Origin of the sequence: Actinoplanes solisilvae (genome assembly GCF_003999975.1) — a bacterium.
In the GTDB taxonomy this organism is placed as follows: Bacteria; Actinomycetota; Actinomycetes; order Mycobacteriales; family Micromonosporaceae; genus Actinoplanes; species Actinoplanes solisilvae.
In genome coordinates this window covers 18,995-38,206 of sequence record NZ_RJAC01000005.1, presented here as the reverse complement: position 1 = coordinate 38,206, position 19,212 = coordinate 18,995, and the positions used below count along the sequence as shown (strand labels likewise).

The following is a 19,212-nucleotide window of genomic DNA, read 5'->3' as shown; positions in this document are numbered from 1 at the left end:
GCGCCGTGCTAGCCGCGGCGCTTCCGGCGCTCGTTGTAGTCACGCATGCGCTGCGGGTAACCCATGAGGCGTACGTCGTAGATGGGGACGCTGAGCTGATGGGCCCACCGCCGGGCGATCTCGGGAGTCTCGGTGCGCCGGCGCGTCCACTCGCCGTCGTGCGCGACCAGCAGCACCGTGGTCTCGGTCACGTTCGTGCGCGGCTCGATGAATGCCTCGACCCCGCGCCGCGTACGCACGAACTCCGCGAGATACTCAAGATCGGCACGGTCCACCTGCCGGCCGGCCGCACGTTGCGGCTCCCGGCGGCGCCGAAACCAAGCCACGCCCGCTCCTCACGCTCATTTGCGGCAAGAGTACGTCGTGCGGGCTCGCCCGTGGGGAACCTGACTGCATCGATCGGTTCCACAAGTGACAAGATGGCATGGACAGACTGTGACCGTTTCCATTGTGTGACCCACAAGGCAACGACGCGAACACTGGAGTCAACGTGAGCCAGCCGAACGGCGGAACTTTCGACATCGTCATTCTCGGCGCCGGCAGCGGCGGCTACGCGGCCGCCCTGCGTGCGGCCGAGCTCAACCTCTCCGTCGCGCTGATCGACAAGGCCGAGCTGGGAGGCACCTGCCTGCACCGCGGCTGCATCCCCACCAAGGCGCTGCTGCACGCCGCCGAGATCGCCGACCAGACCCGCGAGAGCGAGCAGTTCGGTGTCAAGGCCGACCTGGTGGGCATCGACATGGCCGGTGTCAACGCCTACAAGGACGGCGTGGTCGCGCGCCTCTACAAGGGCCTGCAGGGCCTGCTGAAGCAGGAAAAGATCACGCTGGTGCAGGGCGCGGGCAAGCTCGTCGCCAAGGACACCGTCGAGGTCGACGGCCAGCGCTACACCGGCCGCAACGTCATCCTGGCGACCGGCTCCTACTCGCGCACGATCCCCGGCCTCGAGATCGACGGCAAGCGGGTCATCGCCAGCGAGCACGCTCTCAAGCTCGACCGCGTGCCCTCCTCCGCGATCGTGCTGGGCGGCGGCGTCATCGGCGTCGAGTTCGCCAGCGTGTGGAAGTCGTTCGGCGCCGACGTCACCATCATCGAGGCCCTCCCCCGCCTGGTCGCAGCCGAGGACGAGGAGATCTCGAAGACGGTCGAGCGCGCCTTCCGCAAGCGCAAGATCAACTTCAAGGTCGGCAAGCCGTTCGAGAAGGTCGAGCACACCGAGAACGGCGTGCGGGCCACGATCGCCGGCGGCGAGACCGTCGAGGCCGAGGTGTTGCTGGTCGCGGTCGGCCGCGGCCCGACGACCGCCAACCTCGGCTACGAGGAGCAGGGCGTCACCCTCGACCGGGGCTTCGTCATCACCAACGAGCGCCTGCACACCGGCGTCGGCAACATCTACGCCGTCGGCGACATCGTGCCCGGCCTGCAGCTCGCGCACCGCGGCTTCCAGCAGGGCATCTTCGTCGCCGAAGAGATCGCGGGCCTGAAGCCGGCCCCGATCGACGAGGCGGGCATCCCGCGCGTCACCTACTCCGACCCCGAGGTCGCCTCGGTCGGCCTGACCGAGACCAAGGCCAAGGAGCAGTACGGCGCCGACAAGGTCTCGACCTACAACTACAACCTCGGCGGCAACGGCAAGAGCCAGATCCTCAAGACCGCCGGCTTCGTCAAGCTCGTCCGGCTCAACGACGGCCCGGTGCTGGGCGTCCACATGGTCGGCGCGCGCATGGGCGAGCTGGTCGGCGAGGCTCAGCTGATCTACAACTGGGAAGCTTTCCCGGAAGAGGTCGCCCAGCTCGTCCACGCCCACCCGACGCAGAACGAGGCGCTCGGCGAGGCGTTCCTGGCCCTTTCCGGCAAGCCCCTGCACGCACACAGCTGATCCCCGTTACAAGCGGTTAAGGAGTTCTGAGACATGCCGGTATCGGTCACCATGCCGCGGCTGGGTGAAAGCGTCACCGAGGGCACCGTCACTCGCTGGCTGAAGCAGGAGGGCGAGCGGGTCGAGGCTGACGAGCCACTGCTCGAGGTCTCCACCGACAAGGTCGACACCGAGATCCCGTCGCCGGCCGCGGGTGTGCTCACCCGGATCGTCGTCGGTGAGGACGAGACCGCCGACGTCGGCAGCGAGCTCGCCGTCATCGCGGGCGACGGCGAGGACGCCGGTTCGTCGGCCCCCGCCCCGGCCGCCGCGGCCCCGGCCCCCGAGCCCGAGCCCGAGCCCGCCGCCACCACCCCGTCGACCGAGAAGCCGGTCGAAGAGGAAGCCCCCGCCCCGCAGACGGCGGCCCCGTCGGGCTCGGCCGAGGGCACCGCGGTGAAGATGCCGGCGCTCGGTGAAAGCGTCACCGAGGGCACCGTCACCCGCTGGCTCAAGGCCGTCGGTGACCCGGTCGAGGTCGACGAGCCGCTGCTCGAGGTCTCCACCGACAAGGTCGACACCGAGATCCCGTCACCGGTCGCGGGCACCCTGCTCGAGATCAAGGTGCAGGAGGACGAGACCGCCGACGTCGGCGCCGACCTGGCCATCGTGGGTGTCGCGGGCGCGGCCCCGGCTCCCGCAGCCGCCCCGGCCCCCGCTCCCCAGCAGGCGCCGGCCCCGAAGCAGGAAACCGCGCCCGAGCCGAAGATCGATTCGGCGCCGGCCCCGCAGTTCTCCCCGGCGGGCGAGTCCTACGCCGACCCGGCCCCCGAGGCCGAGATCGCCAAGGACCCGGTCGCGGCCGAGGCCGCCGCCGAGCCCGCCTCGCCGTCGAAGCCGCGCGTCGAGACGGCCAGTGCGAACGGCGCCGGCGACGCCGGTTACGTCACCCCGCTGGTGCGCAAGCTGGCCGCCGAGAAGGGCGTCGACCTGTCGGCGCTGACCGGCACCGGCGTCGGCGGTCGCATCCGCAAGCAGGACGTCATCGACGCCGCCGAGAAGGCCGCCGCCGCCCAGGCCGCGCCCGCCCCGGCGCAGCAGGCGGCTCCCGCGGCCGCCAAGGCCGCCCCGGCCGCCAAGCCGGCGCCGAGCCCGCTGCGTGGCCGCACCGAGAAGCTGACCCGCACCCGCGCGACGATCGCCCGTCGCATGGTCGAGTCGCTGCAGGTCTCGGCGCAGCTCACCACGGTCGTCGAGGTCGACGTCACCCGCATCGCCCAGCTGCGGAACAAGGCGAAGGCCGACTTCCTGGCCAAGAACGGCGTCAAGCTCAGCTTCCTGCCGTTCTTCGCCCTGGCCGCGGTCGAGGCGCTGCGCCAGCACCCGGTGGTCAACTCGTCGGTCGACGTCGAAGCCGGCACGGTGACCTACCACGACGCCGAGCACCTGGCCGTCGCGGTCGACACGCCGAAGGGCCTGATCGTTCCGGTGATCAAGGACGCCGGCGACCTCAACCTGGCCGGCCTGGCCAAGCGGATCGCCGACGTCGCCGAGCGCACCCGCAGCAACAAGATCGGCCCGGACGAGCTGTCGGGCGGCACGTTCACGCTGACCAACACGGGCAGCCGGGGCGCGCTCTTCGACACGCCGATCATCAACCAGCCGCAGGTCGGCATCCTCGGCACCGGCTCGGTCGTCAAGCGCGCGGTCGTTATCGACGACCCCGAGCTGGGCGAGATCATCGTGCCGCGGTCGATGATCTACCTTTCCCTCAGCTACGACCACCGGATCGTGGACGGCGCCGACGCCGCCCGCTTCCTGGTCACGTTGAAGGACCGCCTCGAGGGCGGCCACTTCGAGGGCGACCTCGGCCTGGCCTGATTTTTCTGACGCGAGGGAGCGTCCGGGTTCGCCCGGGCGCTCCTTTCGTTTTGAACGGGTTCACAACGGGGCATGATGAGGACCATGCGGATCCTGATCTCCGGCGCGTCCGGGTTCCTCGGCACGCGGCTCGTCGAACAACTCAAGGGCGACGGGCACGAGGTGACCCGGCTGGTGCGCCGGCCCGCCCAGGCGCTCGACGAGGCCAGCTGGCAACCCGCCCAGGGCCAGATCGATCCGCAGGTGGTCGCCGCGGCCGACGCCGTGATCAATCTCTCGGGCGCGAACGTCGGCGACAAGCGCTGGACCGCCCGCTACAAGAGCACGCTGCGCTCGAGCCGGGTCGACACCACCGGCACGCTCGCCCGGGCCATCCACAAGCTGCCCCAGGCCGACCGCCCGCGCACGCTGCTGCAGGGCTCGGCCGTCGGCTGGTACGGCGACACCGGCGACAACGCGGTCACCGAGGAAGCGCCGGCCGGCACCACGTTCCTGGCCGACCTGTGCCGGGTCTGGGAGGCCGCCGCCCGCCCGGCTGAGGACGCCGGCACCCGCGTCGTGCTGCTGCGCACCGGCATCACCCTCGACAGCCTGCTCAAGCCGCTGCTGCCGGTGTTCCGCCTCGGCGGCGGCGCCAAGATCGGCGGCGGCCGGCAGTGGATGCCCTGGGTCCATACGCCCGACTGGCTCGCCGCGGCCGGGTTCCTGCTCGAACGCGAGGACATCTCCGGCCCGGTCAACGTCGTCGGGGCCGAGCCGGCCACCAACGCCCAGTTCACCAAGGCGCTCGCCGCCGCGGTCAACCGCCCGGCGCTGCTGACCGTCCCCGGCCCGGCGCTCTACGTGGCGCTGGGCGAGCTGGCCGGCGAGTCGCTGCGCAGCGAGCGGGTCGTCCCGGCCGTCCTGCAGCGGGCCGGATTCCGCTGGACCTACCCGACGATCGACGTCGCGCTGCGGGCCGCGGCCACACGCGAGAAGACGGCCACGCGGTGATTGTCAGCTCCGCTTGCTAACCTGCGGCTGATGTCCGTCGCCGCTCCCACCACCACGTCCGCCGCGGACGAGCCACCGTCCTCCACCGCCGAACCGGCGGCCCGGCGGTGGCGCTCACATCTGTTCGTCGCGCTCGTCGCCCTGGCCCTCGCGATCTACGTGATCAGCCGCCTCTGGCGCGACCCGTTCCAGCACGCCGTGGCCGACAACGTCGGCGATCAGGCGTTCTTCGAATGGGTCCTGTCCTACGGCGTGCACCTGCTGCACCACGGCGGCGACCCGTTCTTCACCGACCTGATGAACGTGCCCGACGGCGTCAACCTGGCCGCCAACACCTCCATCACGGTGTACGCGCTCGTGTTCGCCCCGCTCACGATGCTGGCCGGCCCGCAGGTCAGCTTCCTGACCATCCTCACGCTCAATCTGGCCGGCTCCGCTTTCGCGTGGTACCTGTTCCTGGCCCGCTGGATCACCCGCCACCGGGCCGCGGCCGCGCTGGCCGGGCTCTTCTGCGGTTTCGCGCCCGGCTTCGTGGCCCACGCCAACGGCCATCTCAACTGGACGTCGGGCTGGATCGCGCCGCTGGTGCTGTGGCGGCTGCTCAAGATGCGCGACACCGCCCGCTGGCTGCCGAACGGGCTGATCCTGGGAATCGTGCTGGCGCTCGGCTTCTCGATCGCCGCCGAGGGGCTCTTCTTCACCGCGCTGGCCGGCGGCGTGTTCGTGATCACGTGGGCGCTCGCCAAGGTCAACCGGGCCGAGGCGCGGGCGGCCCTGCCGAAGTTCCTGGCCGGGCTGGGCGTCACCGCGGTGGTGGCCGGCTTCCTGCTGTCGTACCCGCTCTATATGCACTTCGCCGGGCCGCAGACCTTCAAGGGCACCGGATTCAACCAGCGCAACTACTCCGAGGACCTGCTGTCCTTCTTCGCCTTCAGCGACCGTTCCCTGGCCAGCGGGGCGGGCCTGTCCAACAAGCTGGCGCCCAACCCCACCGAGGAGACGAGCTTCTTCGGGCTGCCGCTGATCGTGCTGGTGGTGGCCTCGCTGGTGATGCTGTGGCGGCGGGCCGACGAGCGCCGGCGCTCGACGCTGCGCGCCCTCATGGTGGTCGGCGGGGTCTTCCTGCTGGTGTCGCTCGGCCCGCGGCTGCAGGTGGGCGGCTTCAACACCGACGTCCCGCTGCTCTACGCGCTGCTGCAACACCTGCCGCTGTTCGACGCGGCGCTGCCGCTGAGGTTCGCGCTGGTGCTGGTGGGCGTGTTCGGTGTGGTTCTGGCGATGGCCACCGACCACGCGCTCTACCGGTCCCCCCGCCCGCTGTTCGCGATGGGGCTGGTGCTCGCGCTGGTGCCGATCTTCCCGCTGCCGCTCCACTATCGGCACCGGGCGCCCGAACCGCGGTTCATCGCCGACGGCACCTGGGAACGGTACGTGAACGACGGCGGGGTCATCAGCGCCTTGCCGTTCGCCATCAACGTGGCCGCCGACGGGCAGCGCTGGCAGGCGTACACGATGGCTCGTGCCGGCAAGGAGTTCCGCATTCCCGGCGGCTATTTCCTCGGCCCCGACGTGCGGGGCAAGGAGGGCGAGGGCCGCATCGGCGCCGTGCCCAGGGCCACCGACTGGCTGTTCCTGCGGGCCGGCTTCTACGGCTACCTCGCCGACCTGAACAACGGCGACCGGGCCACCGCGCGCGCCGACTTCGAACGGTGGAACGTGCAGGCGCTCTTCCTGCCCGACGAGATCTCCGGTCCGCAGGGGCCGCTGTTCCGCTCGGCGGTCGAGATCACCGCGACCGAGCTGCTCGGCCCGCCCGAGCGCGTCGACGACGTGCTGGTGTGGCGCATCCGTCCCGGTCTGGACCCGGTCGACCGCTGAGGAGGGGACTACCGTGGAGCCCGTGACAACTTCCACCCTCACTGTCCTGCGACCCGGCCTGGTCGATTACCGCGAGGCCTGGGACGAGCAGCGACGCCTGCACGACGCCGTGGCGGACGGCGTCCAGCCCGACACGGTCCTGTTGCTCGAGCACCCCAGCGTCCTCACGGCCGGCAAGCGCACCGAGCCCGCCGACCTGCCGATCGACGGCACCCCCGTCGTCGAGGTCGACCGCGGCGGCAAGATCACCTGGCACGGGCCGGGTCAGCTCGTCGGCTACCCGATCCTCAAGCTCGCCGACCCGATCGACGTGGTCGCCTACGTCCGCCGCACCGAGCAGATGCTCATCGACGTCTGCGCCGAGTTCGGCGTCGAGGCCGCCCGCTCCGAGATCAAGGGCCGCAGCGGCGCCTGGGTCCTGGCCGACGACCGCGGCCCCGACCGCAAGATCGCGGCGATCGGCATCCGGGTCGCGCGCGGCGTCACCCAGCACGGCTTCGCCATCAACGCGAACTGCGACCTGGCCGAGTTCGACCGGTTCACGCCGTGTGGCATCCGCGACGCCGGGGTCACCTCGCTCGCGGCCGAGCTCGGCCGTGACGTGACCGTGGCCGAGGTGCTGCCGGTCGTCGAGAAGCACCTGACTACCCTGCTCTGATGCCTCTTTATCGAGACCCGCAGGACAAGCGCGTCTTCGTGCCCAAGCGTGGCGGCGGGGTGGCCCTCAACTTCGGCCACCCGGTCGCCTGGGTCATCCTGGTCTGCACCACGATCCTGCCCCTGGCCATCGTCATCGGCATGACCATCGCCGTGCTCGCCTAGGAGCCGGCCTGCCAGACCGTGATCGTGACGTCGGGGCGCTCGCAGCCCAGATAGGGTCCGGCGACCGAGCAGGCGCGGGGCAGCGTCAGCGGCAGCACGCCGACGACCCGGCCGTCGGTCAGGCGGGTCACTGTCGTGCGGCCGCGTTCGGGGTGCAGCACCAGGTCGCCGACGGGGGCGCCACGGCCGAAGTCCCGTACGAGCCGGCCGGTCGCCAGGTCGAGCTGCGCCGAGTGCCCGTCCTCGTCGCTCGCCACGCCGTCCGGACTGATGATCATCCATCTCGGGTCGCTCCAGCGCACCGACCCGTCGGCCGGGTCGAGCGCCGACATGCCGGTCAGGCCGACCGCGCAGAGCAGGCCGCCGCAGTCGAGCACCCCGTGGGCCGAGACGAAGGCCAGCCATTCCTGCTTCAGGTCGGCGAGACGATAGGCCGCCAGGTGATCGTCGCCGAACACGAGCAGCCGGCCGCCGAGCACCTGGGCGCTCAGACGAGGCAGATCGAGATCTCCGCGTACGGTCTCCGTCCCGTCGGCCGCGTCGAGGACCGTCACACCGCTCGGGTCGTCGAAGACCACGACGCGCGAGTCGCCCGAGGTGTACGACCCCACCGGCCGCTTCCACAGCTCGCGGCCGGTCCGTAGGTCCAGCACCCGCAGATCGCTGCCCTCGGGGGTCCACGTCATCAGGTTCCCACCGAGCAGCTCGGCCAGCGGGGAATCGAGCGTGCGCCACCGCAGCTCACCCGTGCGCGCGTCGAGGACGGCAACCGCCCCCTCACCGGCGTCGACGATCAGCGCGTCCCCGGCCAGGGTGAGCCGCTGCCCCGGATTGACGCTCGTGCTCCACTGCGGACAGCCGGCGCACAACGCGTGCGCCTCGGCTCGCCCGTCCAACCGCACGAGGTAGAGCGCCTCCTCGGTCAGGAGACTGGCCGAGACCCCCCGCCCGTCGATGGTGAGCACCGGCGTGAGCCCGTCGCGGCCCGGTGCCGCCGCCCCACCGGCCAGCGCGAGGACCAGCACGGCGACGGCGGCCGCCCAGTAGCGGCGGGGTCGCCGAGGCCGCGCCGGTGTCTCCATCGGCGGCGGCGCGTGATCGAGGTCGATGAGCACGATTCGGACTCTACGACCCGCCTCACACGTCAGGGGGTGACGCGATGCAGGTCCCGGGGGAAAGCGGTGACCTCGCGGACGTTCGCCGTTCCGGTCAGGCGGCCCACGAACCGTTCCAGCCCGATGGCCCAGCCGCCGTGCGGAGGCATGCCGTACCGGAAGGCGTCGAGATAACCCGCGTACGGCTCCAGCGGCTCCCCCGCCCTCCCGAGGGCTTCGACGTAGTCGTCGTAGCGGTGCAGACGCTGGCCGCCGGTCACGATCTCGAGCCCGCGGAAGAGCAGGTCGAAGCCGTTCGACCACTGCGGGTCGGCCGGGTCGGGGTGGGTGTAGAACGGCCGCTTACGCATCGGATAGCCGGTCACGTAGACGAAGTCCGATCCGTGCTCGCGCAGCGCCCACTCGCCCAGCGCCCGCTCGTGCGCCGGCGCCAGGTCGGGCTCGTCGGCAGGCGCTCCGGCGATCCGCAGCGCCTCGCTGAAGTGCACGGCGGGGATCTCCGACGGCACCCGCGGGGTAGCGAACCGCGCACGCGCCGTGATGGTGGCCATCATGACGGTGAGCGTGCGGGTGAGGGTGGCCATCACGTCGCGGTGGTCGTCGATGAACCCCATCTCGGCGTCGAGCGACGTGTACTGGGCCAGGTGCCGCGCGGTGTCGCTCGGTTCGGCGCGGAAGACCGGGCCCACCTCGAAGACCCGCTCGAAGACGCCGACCATCACCTGCTTGTAGAACTGCGGCGACTGGGCGAGGTAGGCCGGCCGGCCGAAGTAGTCGAGGGCGAAGACGTTCGCGCCCGACTCGGTGGCCGACGCCACGATCTTCGGCGTCTGGATCTCGACGAAGCGCTGCTCGCTCAGCGCCGCCCGGAACCCGGCCGTCGCCGCCGCCGCGATGCGCAGGCTCGCCCGGCGGGCCGGATGCCGCAGCGCGAGGGCCGCGTGGTCGAGCTGGGTGGGCAAAGTGGCGCCCAGCGCCGGACGGTGCAATTCGAACGGTAACGATTCGGTCACTGTGGAGAGCGCCCGGATCGTCGGCCCGGTGAGCTCGATCCCGTCCGGAGCCTGGTCGTTGGGCGTGACCGTGGCGGTCACGGCGACGACGCTCTCCTCGGTGAGCCCTTCGAGCTGGGCCCGCGTCGCCGGGTCGTCCACAACGACCTGACTGAGCCCCTCGGCGTCGCGGACGATGAGGAACGCCACCGATTTGAGCAGGCGGCGGCGGTGGATCCAGCCGGCGACGGTCACGGTCTCGTGAACGTGGGCCTTGAGACGGCTGGAGAGGATGCGCTGCATGGTGTCGACCTCCTGGAGAAAAGCTGCAACGCGGCCCCAGGGAGGTGTGGGCGAGCGGGATCCTCGCGGTGCCACCACACCTTCGCGCCACTGGGCTCAACCGACCCGCGGGCGCCTCTTGTCATGCTCGGCTCAGGAGTGTCTTCACGCCCCGGCGCACGGGCCACCTCACAGCGATCGGTGGCTCTCTCGGCCGGCGGGTCGGGGCGTTACTCGGTTCCCTCACTGCCGTGGGCGGCACGTTAACAGCAGGCGACCAGGGCGCGAAAGCGAATTGACCCGTACGATGTGACGGCGGTCACAGAACAGGTTCAAGTGAGCCTCGTCGCCCCTGTCTAGGCAGGGACCCTCGCAGGCGTAACCTCGACCCCGTGACTATCGCTCCAGAGGGCCGCCGCATGCTGCGCATCGAAGCGCGCAACGCCGAAACTCCCATCGAGCGGAAGCCGCCGTGGATCAAGGTCAAAGCCAAGATGGGCCCGGAATACACCCAGATGCGCGGCCTCGTGCAGCGCGAGGGCCTGCACACGGTGTGCCAAGAGGCCGGGTGTCCCAACATCTACGAATGTTGGGAAGACCGCGAGGCGACCTTCCTCATCGGTGGCGACCAATGCACCAGGCGCTGTGACTTCTGTCAGATCGACACCGGCAAGCCCGCCGAGTTCGACGCTGACGAGCCCCGCCGCGTCGGCGAGTCCGTCGCGACGATGGGCCTCAAATACGCGACCGTCACCGGCGTGGCCCGCGACGACCTGCCCGACGGCGGCGCGTGGCTCTACGCCGAAACGGTCCGCCAGATCCACAAGCTCCAGCCCGGCTGCGGCGTCGAGCTGCTGATCCCCGACTTCAACGGCGAGCCCGAACAGCTCGCCGAGGTCTTCGGGTCGGCGCCCGAGGTGCTGGCGCACAACGTCGAGACGGTCCCGCGCATCTTCAAGCGCATCCGTCCCGGCTTCCGCTACGAGCGCTCACTCGACGTCATCACCCAGGCGCGCGCCGCCGACCTGGTGACCAAGAGCAACCTGATCCTCGGCATGGGCGAGGAACGGGCCGAGATCTCCCAGGCGCTGCGCGACCTGCACAACGCGGGCTGCGAGCTGGTGACCATCACGCAATACTTGCGCCCGACGCCTCGCCACCACCCGGTCGAGCGCTGGGTCAAGCCCGAGGAGTTCGTCGAGCTGAAGGAAGAGGCCGAGCAGATCGGCTTCGCCGGCGTCATGAGCGGCCCGCTGGTCCGCTCGTCCTACCGCGCCGGCCGCCTCTACAAGCAGGCCCTCGAGGCCCGCGGCTGATCCCGATCTCCACCTGATGCCCCGGCCCTAAGGCCGGGGCATCACCTTTTCGCCCCTCGCTTCCCCGATCTCCCCTCGCTTCCCGCCTCCGGAGGGCCTTGTCCTCAGCAAGTCGGACATGTCAGCCGATGCTGTGGAACGAGGGGAGCGAACGCAGCGAGGGAGGTCAGCCAGTGCGCCGGTTCATGTTCCTGCTCGCCGCGGTGGCAACGCCGGCCACCACGTTCGGTGCCCCCGTGGCCCTGGCCGCCGCGGCCGAGACCTGCGTCGGCGCGTCGTCAGCCACCTACCGCCACACCTTCAACGGTGGCAACGGCCGCGCCACGATCACCGCCGTACGCCCGCTCTGCCCTGGTCAGACCCAATCGTTCGGCTTGATCGCGTACACGGCCGGCGCCCCCGGAGGCAACGCGGGCCAGTTCACCTACTCCAGCGACCGCGCGTCCATCACCTCGGCGGCCCGCAGCGTCACCCTCGACGTCGTGGTCCCGCCCTGCTTCGCCCAGGTCGTCGCCGTCACCGGCACCGAGCTGCTCGAAGAGGTCACCAGCGCGGCCAACCCGTACGGATCGAAGACCTTGGGAGCCCCGGGCAGCCGCTCCTCCGGCCCCCAGGCGCTCTACACGGGCGGCTCGGCCGAGTGCGCGCCCGCCCCCAAGGTCACCTTCACCAACGCGTGCGACGGCTCCTACACGGCCACGCTCGCCAACGGCGCGACCGCCAACGTCAACGCCGCGTTCCTGATCAGCGGCCGCCTCACGCGCCTGGCTCCCGGCCGCTCCAAAACGGTCCGCGCCCCCGCCGGCGGCACCCTGACGATCAGAGACAACACCTTCACCACGTACGTCGGGAGCTGGCGCCCGCCCGAGGCCGGCTGCACCACCACACCGGCGCAGCAGCCCACCGCCCCCGCCGCCGCTCTTCCGACCCGGGCCGTCACCGCCGCACCGGAAGCTCCCTCGGCGGCGGCCGCTCCCACCGCGACCACCACGACCGACGCCGGAGATGCTCCCGCCATGTTCGCGCCACCCACCGCCACCGCGACCGCCGAGGCCGCCACCGCCGCCCGTGGCATGAGCACCGGCAGCATTCTCGCCACCTCCATGGGCCTTCTCCTGATCGGCGGCGGCGGATTCCTGCTGGTCCGCGTGCTCCGCACGATCCGCGAGCCGTAGGGCCCACGAAAACGGGTCCAGGGTCGCCTCAGCGTTGCGTCCCGGCGGCCGCGTCCACCTGATCGACAGCCACCACGACGCCGAGCTGCCCGGCCACGTCCAGAACCGGATCCTCAACGACGGCCGCGAGTTCCGCATCGTGAAGCGCTTCTGGCAGCCAACGGAACTGACCGCCGCGGTAGCCCCACTCGGCTGGCACCTGACCGCCCACGTAAGCCCCAACAGCCACATCCTCCACGCCGAGGCGCGGCTGTAGGGGACAGCCACCGAACGCCGTCGGCGGCCTTCGACTTCGCTGCGCACTGTGCTGCGCCGCCTCCCGGCGATAACCTCGGGCGATGAGCCGGTCGGAGTGGGTGGTCGTGCAGAGAAGCGAGGGCGGCGTGTCCACCCGGGAGTGGCATCGCCACTGGGAGCGTTGACTGCGAAGCTGGGGCATCGACTGGTATCCCTTCGAGCCCGGTGAAGTCCGGTTCGATCTCTACCGCGTCCAGCGACCGGACGGAACCTTCGGCTGCAACCAGGTGCGATCGGTGCAGGCACACGCCCTGCGCCGGCTCGGCATCAAGCCACCGGCGTTGCCGGCCGCCGGATCTGGCTCGCGAGGTTCAGTCGTTTAGCAGGCCGAGGCGGCGGGCGACGGCGGCCGCCTCGCCGCGGTTGGTGACCTCGAGCTTGGCGATGATGCGGGAGACGTGGACGCTCGCCGTCTTGGGTGAGATGTAGAGGTCGGCGGCGATGCGGCTGTTGCTGTGGCCCTCGGCGACCAGGCGCAGCACCTCGCGTTCCCGCGCGGTCAGCACCTCGTCGCGTTCGGCGGCCGGCGCCGACGACCGGATGCCCAGCCGGCGCGAGAGGGTGTCGGCCGCCTCGATCAGCGGGGTCGCGCCCAGGGCCGTGGCGATCGCCAAGGCTTCCGCGATCGCCTCGGCCGGATTCGCCCGCTCACCGTAGGCCGCAGAACTCGAGCCGGCGGCGGCGGAACGAGAAGCGGCGCCCGCCGGGGAACGGGAAGCGGCCCCCACCGAGGAACGCGATGTGCCGTCGGCCGAGCCCCGGGCAGCGGCCTGCGCTTCGGCCAGGCCCAGCAGGGCGCAGGCCAGCTCGTGCCGCTGACCGTCGACCCGCCACGCCTCGACGGCCTCGCGCCAGCGGGCCTCGCCGCCGTCGAGCAGGGCTCGCACGTGGGCCGCGAACGCGATGTCGGCCGGGTAGCGCTGGGGCAGCCCAGCGGCCGCGGCGGCGACCGACGCGGTCAGGCCGGCGTCGGCGGCCCGGGTCGCGGCGCGGGCCGCGTTGGCCAGGATCGACCAGCCGTAGCGCGGGAGCAGGACCAGAGCCGGGTCGGTCAGGGCGGCGCCGGCGGCCTCGGCGGCGCGGGCCGGGTCGGGGTCGTCGAAGGCCGCGAGGATGCGCAGATCGAGGGTGGCGAGGCGGCTTTCGTGGCTGAGGTAGGGGCGGCGCAGGAAGGCGACCGTGCGGCTGACCAGGGACTGCGCGTCGTCGCGGCCGCGGGCCAGGCGGATGCGGGCGCGCAGGCGCAGCCACGGCAGCGCGAGGGTCTCGGGCGGGTCGAGGCGGGCGGCCTCGGCCAGGCGGAGGTCGGCCTCGTCCCAGCGGCCCAGGGCGATCAGCGCCTCGGCGTGGTTGGCCAGCAGGTAGACGCCCGTCGTGCGGCCGACGCCGATGCGGCCCGCGTCGGGCAGGCCCTGGGCCGCGGCGGCGGCTGACTCTTCGTAGCGGCCAAGCTCGAACAGGGTGTCGGAGAGGTTGACCAGGCCGCGGGTGAAGCTCGGGAAGTCGCCGACGACGCGGGCACGCTCGACCGCGTCGGTGATGATCGGCAGAATCTCGGAGGCCTGGCCTCGGCCGGAGCACGACGATCCGTACGCGACCTCGGCCGTCACGATCGCGGCCAGGTCGCCCTGTTCGGCGGCGTCGGCCAGCGCGATCTGGGCGACCTCGATGGCGCGGTCGTAGTCGATGCCGCCGTAGAGGTGGGCCAGTTCGGCCAGCAGGCGGACCCGCTCGGCGCCACGCGGGGCTGCGACGAGAAGCCGGAACGCGTCGTCGCACTCGGGGGCGCCGTCGGACTTGCCGGCGTTGCGCAGCAGCTTGGCCCGGCGCACGAGCAGACGGCCGGCTCGCAGCGGCTCGTTCTCGACGTCGAGGTCGCTGAGCGCGGCGCGCGTGAGGCTGAGGGCGCGCATGTGCTCGCCGGAGTCGATCGCGGCCAGCGCGGATTCCTCGAGCAGGTCGAGGTGGCCGAGCCCGAGCAGGGTCTCGGCGTCGGCGACCTCTTCCCAGAGCCGCAGCACCCGGTCGAGCAGCGAGGCCTGTTCCCCGTACGCGAAGCGCAGTTTGGCCTCGTCGGCGGCGATCTTGGCGGTGATCAGGGCGCGCGGGTGGTCGTGGGCCGCGTGCCAGTGGTGGGCGATCTCGGCGGCGGCCCGGCCCATCGCGACCAGGTGGGGCTCGGCCTCGACGGCCCGGGCGTAGCGGCCGTGCAGCCGGGCGTGCTCGCCGGGCAACAGGTCGTCGTGCACCGCCTCGCGCACGAGGGCGTGGCGGAACTCGTAGCCCCCGTCGCCGTCGACGACGACCACGAGCTGGGCGGCGACGATGACGCGCAGGGCCGACTCGAGGGCCGCGTCGTCCATGCCGGCGACGCGGGCGAGCAGCTCGTGGCCGAACCGCGTGCCCCCGACGGCGGCCACCCGCAGCACGCGCTGGGCCGGCTCGGGCAGCAGGTCGACCCGGGACAGCAGCAGGTCGCGCAGGCTGGTCGGGATGTCGGCGCAGGCCGGGTCGGCCGCGCCGGCGAACTGTTCGATGAAGAACGGGTTGCCCTGGGAGCGCTCGTTGACCGTGTCGACCACGCGCGGGTCGGGCTCGGCACCGAGCAGGTGGCTGAGCATCTCGGCGGTGCCCTCGCGGTCGAGCCGGTCGACCTCGAGACGCAGCACGCCGCGCACCCGGTCGAGCTCGGCCAGGAAGGGCCGCAGCGGATGGCCGCGGTGCAGCTCGTCGGTGCGGTAGGTGGCGACCAGCAGCAGGTGGGGCAGCCGGGCGCCGCGCACCAGAAAACCGATCAGGTCGCGGGTGGAGCGATCGGCCCAGTGCAGGTCTTCGAGCACCAGGACGACCGGCTGCTCGCTGCTCAGGCGCTCGAGCAGGGCGGCGAACGCCTCGAAGAGCAGGCCACGGCGAGCGTCCTGCTCGGGCGGCGGGCCCAGCTCGGGCAGCAGGCGGGCCAGCTTGTGCTCGTGGCCGCCGAGGATCTCGAGGCCCTCGGCGCGCACCAGCTCGCGCAGCGCGCCCGCGAACGGGGCGAAGGGCAGGCCCTCTTCGCCCAGCTCGAGGCACTGGCCGGAGAGCACCCGGACCCGGTCGCCGGTGAGGTCGCGACAGAATTCCTCGATCAGACGGGTCTTGCCCACCCCCGCCTCACCGCCGACCAGCACGGTCGACGGCTCGGCGTGGCGGGCTCGTTTCAGCGCGTCGCGCAGCGCGGCGAGGTCGGCCTCACGACCGACGAGCACCTCGCTGTGAGCCTGCGCCGTCATGAGGTCGAGCATGCCATGCGGGTACGACAGAAATCGCTCCGCGAGCGCCACGGTCACGCCGTGACGGCAGCGTGGCCGGCCTGCTCTCCCCGGGACCGGCGCGGCCAGCGGCCGAAGCGGCTCACACGGGTCGAGCCGGCCTCGCGCGCGGCCCGCGTCGAAGCGGCGTGCCGGGACAGCTCAGCGGCGCGCTGGCGGTGGATGTCGAGCATGGCCTGCGGGTCGTTGTACGGGAACATCGTGGGCTCCTTCGAGGCGAAGAGTCGGTGCTTGCTGACCTGAACTCTTCGCGGGAAGGCCCCCCGCGCGCATGGGGAAGCTGCCCCATATTGGCGGCGCCACCCCCCTTACCCACCGCTGAGCCACGGGTAAGGAGGGGGTCCGCGTAAGACGTACCCGTCCCACTACACTTTCGAGTTATGGCAAAACCCCAGGAGAAGGTGTCGTTCGGCACGCGCCTGAAGCAGATCGGGCAGGTGTTCTCGTTCACCGCGAAGCAGGACAAGTGGTTCGTCCCGCTGCTGGCCGCGGCCGTGCTCATCCCGCTGGCCCTCACCGTTCTCCTGATCCTGCTCGGCTTCGGCTGGATCTACCTGCCGATCGGCATCATGGTCACCCTGCTGGCCGCCGTGATCGTGCTGAACCTGCGGTCCAACGCGGCGATGATGAACGCGGCCGAGGGCCAGCCCGGCGCCGCCGCCTCGCTGATCGAGAACATGCGCGGTGACTGGCGGGTGCGTCCGGCGGCCGCGTCGACGACCCAGTTCGACATGGTGCACGTGGTGATCGGCCGGCCCGGCGTGATCCTGCTGGCCGAGGGCAACCCCCAGCGCGTCCGCAGCCTGCTCGGCCAGGAGAAGAAGCGTCTCTCCAAGGTCATCGGCAACGCGCCGCTCTACGACTACGTGATCGGCAGCGAGGACGGCCAGCTCCCCGTCCGCAAGGTGCGCTCGACGATGATGCGCCTGCCGCGCAACCTCACCGGCAAAGACGTGAACGCCCTCGACAAGCGTCTCGGCGCGCTGATGGCCCGCCCCCAGATGCCCAAGGGCGCGATCCCCAAGAACATGCGGCCGACCAAGGGCGCGTTCCGCCAGCAGCGCCCGCGCTGAGCTCCGACAAAGACAAGCGCCGACAAAGACATAAGACCTACTTCAGGCGTACGACCCCAAGCGCGCGACGCGTTCGAGGCGTTCGCCGAAATCGACCGCTTCAACCGAAGACCCCTCCCGGCCGTACGCGGGAAGGGTCTTCGGTCTTTGCGGGGTCAGCGGCGGATCACGACCGAGCGGGCAGCGCGATCGTGCAGGCCGCGGCCGTTGCTGTCGTTGATCAGAGCGGGGATGACCAGGGCCAGCAGGACGGCCCGGACGATCCCGCGGAGCAGGCCGATCGCGCCACCGTCCGCAATGGAGATCACGCGCAGGCGCAGCACGGCCATGCCCGGAGTCTGGCCGAACAGGCCCAGGAAGAACGCGTTGACCAGCACGAAAACCCCGAGCTGGGGCCACGGGTTGGCCCGCAGATCATCGACGAAAAGGCCGGCCACGATCGTGCAGAGGAGCCAGTCGATCGCCAGGGCACCCAGCCGCCGGCCGAAATTCGCCATCGGGACCGTGGTGAGATCAACCGGGCCGTACGGTGCCTTGCTGCTTGCCATAGGCCCAGCGTAACCGGCCCGGAATCGCCGACCCGGCGCGCGGGCGGCGGCTTCGCGGTAACGTCGCCTTGATCGCGACCTAGGCCCGGCACGAGTACATCACAGTGCCCGTAACACGACGGAAACAATCGGGATACGCCTGGGCAACTCCGGCCCCATAGCGTCGCGACCAGCTTAACCATGCGGCGGTTCCACGCCGCCCCGGTATCGGAATTCTGTGCCAGGAGGACGTGTTGTTCGCCAACCCCGAGGAATTGCTGCGATACCTCAAGGACGAGGACGTCAAGTTCGTCGACGTACGGTTCTGTGACCTGCCCGGTGTGATGCAGCACTTCAACATGCCGGTCGAGTCGTTCGACGACAGCGTCGTCACCGACGGCCTCGCCTTCGACGGGTCCTCGATCCGCGGGTTCCAGGCCATCCACGAGTCCGACATGATGCTGCTGCCGGACGTCACCACGGCCTTCATCGACCCGTTCCGCATCCAGAAGACGCTGGCGCTGAACTTCTTCATCCACGACCCGTTCACCCGCGAGGCCTACTCGCGTGACCCGCGCAACGTGGCGAAGAAGGCCGAGACCTACCTGGCCTCCAGCGGCATCGCCGACACCGCCTACTTCGGCGCCGAGGCGGAGTTCTACATCTTCGACTCGATCCGTCACTCCACCTCGGCCAACGAGTCGTTCTACTACATCGACTCGATCGAGGGCGCCTGGAACTCGGGACGCGAGGAAGACGGCGGCAACAAGGGCTACAAGACCGCGTACAAGGGCGGCTACTTCCCGGTCTCGCCGCTCGACCACTACAGCGACCTGCGTGACGCGATGGTCCGCCGCCTGATCGACGTCGGCTTCACCGTCGAGCGCTCGCACCACGAGGTCGGCACCGCCGGCCAGGCCGAGATCAACTACAAGTTCTCGACCCTGCTGCACGCCGGCGACCAGATGCAGATGTTCAAGTACATCATCAAGAACACCGCCTGGGAGCACGGCAAGACCGCCACGTTCATGCCGAAGCCGCTGTTCGGCGACAACGGCTCGGGCATGCACACCCACCAGTCGCTGTGGCTGGGCGGCGAGCCGCTGTTCTACGACGAGACCGGCTACGCCGGCCTGTCGGACACGGCCCGCTGGTACATCGGCGGCCTCCTGCACCACGCGCCGTCGCTGCTCGCGTTCACCAACCCGACCGTCAACTCCTACCGGCGCCTGGTGCCCGGCTACGAGGCCCCGGTCAACCTGGTCTACTCGCAGCGCAACCGCTCCGCCTGCACCCGCATCCCGGTGACGGGCAGCAACCCGAAGGCCAAGCGCGTCGAGTTCCGCGTGCCCGACCCGTCGAGCAACCCCTACCTGGCGTTCTCGGCCCAGATGATGGCCGGCCTCGACGGCATCAAGAACAAGATCGAGCCCCCGGCCCCGATCGACAAGGACCTCTACGACCTCCCGCCGGAGGAGTGGGGCGACGTCAAGCAGGTCCCCGGCTCGCTCGACGCCGTTCTGAACAGCCTCGAGAACGACCACGAGTTCCTGACCGCCGGCGGCGTCTTCACCGACGACCTGATCTCCACCTGGATCGACTGGAAGCGCGCCAACGAGATCGACCCGGTACGCCTCCGCCCGACCCCGCACGAGTTCGAGATGTACTACAACGTCTGACCGTCACTAGGCCCTT

Annotated in this window: 17 protein-coding genes; 11 read left to right on the top strand and 6 right to left on the bottom strand. The window is 71.0% G+C overall.

The genetic code is table 11. The features are described from left to right. Positions 1-8 precede the first annotated feature (8 nt). Positions 9-326, bottom strand: coding sequence for a hypothetical protein (locus EER30_RS15840; RefSeq protein ID WP_127501222.1), 318 nt, complete (start codon positions 324-326; stop codon positions 9-11). Between the two features lie 164 nt (positions 327-490). Between EER30_RS15840 and lpdA the strand changes: the two genes are divergently transcribed. The 6 genes from lpdA to EER30_RS15810 all read left to right on the top strand — a co-directional run bounded on the left by lpdA (position 491) and on the right by EER30_RS15810 (position 7,432). Continuing rightward, positions 491-1,879, top strand: coding sequence for a dihydrolipoyl dehydrogenase (lpdA, locus tag EER30_RS15835; RefSeq protein ID WP_127501221.1), 1,389 nt, complete (start codon positions 491-493; stop codon positions 1,877-1,879). A 33-nt stretch (positions 1,880-1,912) separates the two neighbouring features. Then, positions 1,913-3,739, top strand: coding sequence for a 2-oxoglutarate dehydrogenase, E2 component, dihydrolipoamide succinyltransferase (gene sucB / locus EER30_RS15830; RefSeq protein WP_127501220.1), 1,827 nt, complete (start codon positions 1,913-1,915; stop codon positions 3,737-3,739). Between the two features lie 84 nt (positions 3,740-3,823). Further along, positions 3,824-4,732 (top strand): TIGR01777 family oxidoreductase, encoded by a 909-nt coding sequence (locus EER30_RS15825; RefSeq protein ID WP_127501219.1) that lies wholly within the window; start codon positions 3,824-3,826, stop codon positions 4,730-4,732. 30 nt (positions 4,733-4,762) lie between these two features. After that, positions 4,763-6,610, top strand: coding sequence for a DUF6311 domain-containing protein (locus EER30_RS15820; protein WP_240670048.1), 1,848 nt, complete (start codon positions 4,763-4,765; stop codon positions 6,608-6,610). Positions 6,611-6,632: 22 nt separating this feature from the next. Continuing rightward, the gene (gene lipB / locus EER30_RS15815) at positions 6,633-7,268 is read left to right on the top strand and encodes a lipoyl(octanoyl) transferase LipB (protein WP_127501218.1); all 636 of its coding nucleotides are present in this window, start codon (positions 6,633-6,635) and stop codon (positions 7,266-7,268) included. After that, the gene (locus EER30_RS15810) at positions 7,268-7,432 is read left to right on the top strand and encodes a DUF5808 domain-containing protein (protein WP_127501217.1); all 165 of its coding nucleotides are present in this window, start codon (positions 7,268-7,270) and stop codon (positions 7,430-7,432) included. Before lipB ends, EER30_RS15810 begins: the two co-directional genes overlap by 1 nt. On the opposite strand, the gene EER30_RS15805 is transcribed toward EER30_RS15810, so the two are convergent. Both EER30_RS15805 and aspS read right to left on the bottom strand, forming a co-directional pair. Continuing rightward, positions 7,429-8,547, bottom strand: coding sequence for an outer membrane protein assembly factor BamB family protein (locus tag EER30_RS15805; RefSeq protein WP_127501216.1), 1,119 nt, complete (start codon positions 8,545-8,547; stop codon positions 7,429-7,431). The genes EER30_RS15810 and EER30_RS15805 overlap by 4 nt on opposite strands. 29 nt (positions 8,548-8,576) lie before the next feature. Continuing rightward, positions 8,577-9,842 carry an aspartate--tRNA(Asn) ligase gene (gene aspS / locus EER30_RS15800; protein ID WP_127501215.1) on the bottom strand — a complete coding sequence of 422 codons (1,266 nt, stop codon included), beginning with the start codon at positions 9,840-9,842 and terminating at the stop codon, positions 8,577-8,579. A gap of 398 nt (positions 9,843-10,240) precedes the next feature. Between aspS and lipA the strand changes: the two genes are divergently transcribed. The 3 genes from lipA (at position 10,241) to EER30_RS15785 (ending at position 12,568) form a co-directional block, all read left to right on the top strand. Continuing rightward, on the top strand, positions 10,241-11,137 hold the full coding sequence (lipA, locus tag EER30_RS15795) for a lipoyl synthase (RefSeq protein WP_127501548.1): 897 nt from the start codon (positions 10,241-10,243) through the stop codon (positions 11,135-11,137). A 173-nt stretch (positions 11,138-11,310) separates the two neighbouring features. Then, positions 11,311-12,312 (top strand): hypothetical protein, encoded by a 1,002-nt coding sequence (locus tag EER30_RS15790; protein WP_127501214.1) that lies wholly within the window; start codon positions 11,311-11,313, stop codon positions 12,310-12,312. Between the two features lie 34 nt (positions 12,313-12,346). Then, on the top strand, positions 12,347-12,568 hold the full coding sequence (locus EER30_RS15785; protein ID WP_127501213.1) for a hypothetical protein: 222 nt from the start codon (positions 12,347-12,349) through the stop codon (positions 12,566-12,568). Positions 12,569-12,920: 352 nt separating this feature from the next. Here the strand turns inward: EER30_RS15785 and EER30_RS49610 are convergent, their stop codons facing one another. Further along, complete coding sequence (locus EER30_RS49610) at positions 12,921-15,878, bottom strand: helix-turn-helix transcriptional regulator (RefSeq protein ID WP_284699707.1); 2,958 nt, start codon at positions 15,876-15,878, stop codon at positions 12,921-12,923. 53 nt (positions 15,879-15,931) lie between these two features. After that, the gene (locus EER30_RS15775) at positions 15,932-16,117 is read right to left on the bottom strand and encodes a hypothetical protein (RefSeq protein WP_127501212.1); all 186 of its coding nucleotides are present in this window, start codon (positions 16,115-16,117) and stop codon (positions 15,932-15,934) included. Between the two features lie 180 nt (positions 16,118-16,297). Between EER30_RS15775 and EER30_RS15770 the strand changes: the two genes are divergently transcribed. After that, entirely contained in the window at positions 16,298-16,990 is a 693-nt protein-coding gene (locus EER30_RS15770; protein ID WP_127501211.1) for a DUF4191 domain-containing protein, read from the top strand. Between the two features lie 155 nt (positions 16,991-17,145). Here EER30_RS15770 and EER30_RS15765 read toward each other — a convergent pair whose 3' ends face one another. Then, positions 17,146-17,538: an RDD family protein gene (locus EER30_RS15765; RefSeq protein ID WP_127501210.1), complete on the bottom strand. Its 393-nt coding sequence runs from the start codon at positions 17,536-17,538 to the stop codon at positions 17,146-17,148. Between the two features lie 233 nt (positions 17,539-17,771). Here EER30_RS15765 and glnA point away from each other — a divergent pair, with 233 nt between their 5' ends. Further along, positions 17,772-19,196 carry a type I glutamate--ammonia ligase gene (glnA, locus tag EER30_RS15760; RefSeq protein WP_127501546.1) on the top strand — a complete coding sequence of 475 codons (1,425 nt, stop codon included), beginning with the start codon at positions 17,772-17,774 and terminating at the stop codon, positions 19,194-19,196. The last annotated feature ends 16 nt before the right edge of the window (positions 19,197-19,212 follow it).

Bases quoted from the DNA above. Each gene is read 5' to 3' on its own strand.
- lipA (WP_127501548.1), top strand. From the start codon at position 10,241: ATGCTGCGCATCGAAGCGCGCAACGCCGAAACTCCCATCGAGCGGAAG.
- EER30_RS15810 (WP_127501217.1), top strand. From the start codon at position 7,268: ATGCCTCTTTATCGAGACCCGCAGGACAAGCGCGTCTTCGTGCCCAAG.
- sucB (WP_127501220.1), top strand. From the start codon at position 1,913: ATGCCGGTATCGGTCACCATGCCGCGGCTGGGTGAAAGCGTCACCGAG.
- EER30_RS15775 (WP_127501212.1), bottom strand. From the start codon at position 16,117: ATGTTCCCGTACAACGACCCGCAGGCCATGCTCGACATCCACCGCCAG.
- aspS (WP_127501215.1), bottom strand. From the start codon at position 9,842: ATGCAGCGCATCCTCTCCAGCCGTCTCAAGGCCCACGTTCACGAGACC.
- EER30_RS15825 (WP_127501219.1), top strand. From the start codon at position 3,824: ATGCGGATCCTGATCTCCGGCGCGTCCGGGTTCCTCGGCACGCGGCTC.
- EER30_RS49610 (WP_284699707.1), bottom strand. From the start codon at position 15,878: ATGACGGCGCAGGCTCACAGCGAGGTGCTCGTCGGTCGTGAGGCCGAC.
- EER30_RS15820 (WP_240670048.1), top strand. From the start codon at position 4,763: ATGTCCGTCGCCGCTCCCACCACCACGTCCGCCGCGGACGAGCCACCG.
- EER30_RS15770 (WP_127501211.1), top strand. From the start codon at position 16,298: ATGGCAAAACCCCAGGAGAAGGTGTCGTTCGGCACGCGCCTGAAGCAG.
- EER30_RS15765 (WP_127501210.1), bottom strand. From the start codon at position 17,538: ATGGCAAGCAGCAAGGCACCGTACGGCCCGGTTGATCTCACCACGGTC.